Annotated in this window: 3 protein-coding genes; 1 reads left to right on the top strand and 2 read right to left on the bottom strand. The window is 43.0% G+C overall.

Annotation, left to right across the window (positions count from 1 at the left end):
- Positions 1–246 precede the first annotated feature (246 nt).
- Positions 247–639: a Cu(I)-responsive transcriptional regulator gene (gene cueR, locus QTO00_RS19060; protein ID WP_038200988.1), complete on the top strand. Its 393-nt coding sequence runs from the start codon at positions 247–249 to the stop codon at positions 637–639.
- 43 nt (positions 640–682) lie between these two features.
- On the opposite strand, the gene vctC is transcribed toward cueR, so the two are convergent.
- Positions 683–1438 carry an iron chelate ABC transporter ATP-binding protein VctC gene (vctC, locus tag QTO00_RS19055; RefSeq protein WP_331426155.1) on the bottom strand — a complete coding sequence of 252 codons (756 nt, stop codon included), beginning with the start codon at positions 1436–1438 and terminating at the stop codon, positions 683–685.
- Between the two features lie 7 nt (positions 1439–1445).
- The coding region (locus QTO00_RS19050; RefSeq protein WP_331426154.1) for an iron chelate uptake ABC transporter family permease subunit at positions 1446–1903 on the bottom strand (458 nt) is incomplete at its 5' end.

The following is a 1903-nucleotide window of genomic DNA, read 5'->3' as shown; positions in this document are numbered from 1 at the left end:
GGCATCCCCCCTATTTCAGTGCTAGTAAACACCCCTTCAAACCAAGTCGAACCATTGACCAACAAAGAGCATCAAGTATCTAACATTTACTCGAGCTACGAGCAGTAGCCCCTTGTCTAAACTGCTGACCTATTTCAGCACAGCCTACTGAGTTCAGTAGGACAATTTTGCGTGTTCAGCTTTCATCTTGGGAGCAAAAGTAGTAAAAAGTTGGCTCCGGTTTTGTAATTGCTTTGAGGAATAGTGATGAACATTGGTGCGGTATCTAAGCTAACAGGTCTTTCAAGTAAATCTATCCGCTTATATGAAGATAAAGGGTTGATCACAGCCCCAATGCGCAGTGAGAGTGGCTATCGAGAGTATTCAGAGCAACATGTTGTGCAACTTAACCTAATCTCGCGCGCGAAAAATGCCGGTTTTTCGTTGTTAGAGTGTAAAGACTTCGTACAACTGGCTTCGAACCCAAATCGTAAGAGCAGTGAGGTTAAATCCAAAGCAAAAGAGAAACTCAAAGAAGTCGAAACTAAAATTCGTGAATTAAAAGAGATAGAAAAACAGCTGAAAAGTTGGATATCCGCTTGCCCGGGTAATTCTGGTAGCGAATGTCCAATTATTGAAGATCTGACTAAGAAAAGTTAAGGATAAAATGACCGACATCTAGCCGGTCATTCACGATCAATAATTAATAGTAAGTGCACATCCGTTTGCCGTTACACTCAATGATGTTAAATGGCGTCTCATAAATAGCTTCAAGAACGTCTGCTTGAATAACCTCTTCTACACTTCCATGAGCAACGACTTTACCCTTCTTAAGCGCAATGATGGTATCTGAATAGCAGGCTGCGAAATTAATGTCGTGAATGACCACCACCACGGCTTTCTCCATTTCATGAGCAAGGTGGCCAACGTTACGCATAATTTGCAATGAATGCTTAATATCAAGATTGTTTAACGGCTCATCGAGGAACACATAATCGGTATCTTGAGCCATCACCATAGCGATAAAGGCGAGTTGCCTTTGACCACCACTTAGCTCATCCAAATACTTGTGCTGGATCCCCGTGAGATCAAGGTATTCAATCGACTTATCAATCACGTGCTGATCTTGTTCGGTCAAATTGCCTTGCGAATAAGGGAAACGACCGAACGCTACCATTTCTCGCACTGTAAAGCGCATGGTAATGTTATTGGCTTGGCGTAATACTGCGAGCCTTTTCGCGAGCTCTTTAGTCTCCCACTGACTAAGCTCTTTGCAATCGATTAAGACCTCTCCCTTGTCGACGTTGACCAATCGGCTAGCCATAGAGAGTAACGTGCTTTTACCCGCACCGTTTGGGCCAATAATCGACGTGACTTTACCTTTAACAAACTCTGCACTCGCGCTGTCGACAACTGTGGATTGACCAAACATCTTGGTCAGGTTTTTCATAGAGATCATAATAGCCCTAAACGATTTTGTTACGCAGCAACATGTTCAAGAAATAAATGCCGCCAATAAAGTTAATCACCACGCTGATCGTGGTTGAAAAGCCGAACAGATTTTCCACAATCCATTGACCGCTCAATAAACACGCTACCGAAATCAATGAAACACCGCCAAGTAGTGTCTGGTGGTGGAAAGATTTAAATAGCTCACGTGCTAAGTTAGTCACCAATAGACCAAAAAACATAACCGGCCCTATTAATGCGGTCGAAATAGCAATCAAGGCAGCGCTGAGCACTAGTACTTGTAATGTCACCTTTTTTACATCAACCCCAAGGCTTGTTGCGTTGTCTTTATCCAACCAAAAAACGTCTAGAATTCTGTGCAATCGGTACAATGCGAAGCTAATCACAAGTAGCAAAGGTGCGCATAAATAAACCAGCTCGACCCTGACGTTGTTGAAGCTCGCGAACATATTTG

The organism is Vibrio sp. M260118, assembly GCF_036533755.1.
GTDB lineage: Bacteria > Pseudomonadota > Gammaproteobacteria > Enterobacterales > Vibrionaceae > Vibrio.
Note: the sequence above shows the minus strand (reverse complement) of the source record. Positions and strands in the feature narration are given on the sequence as shown.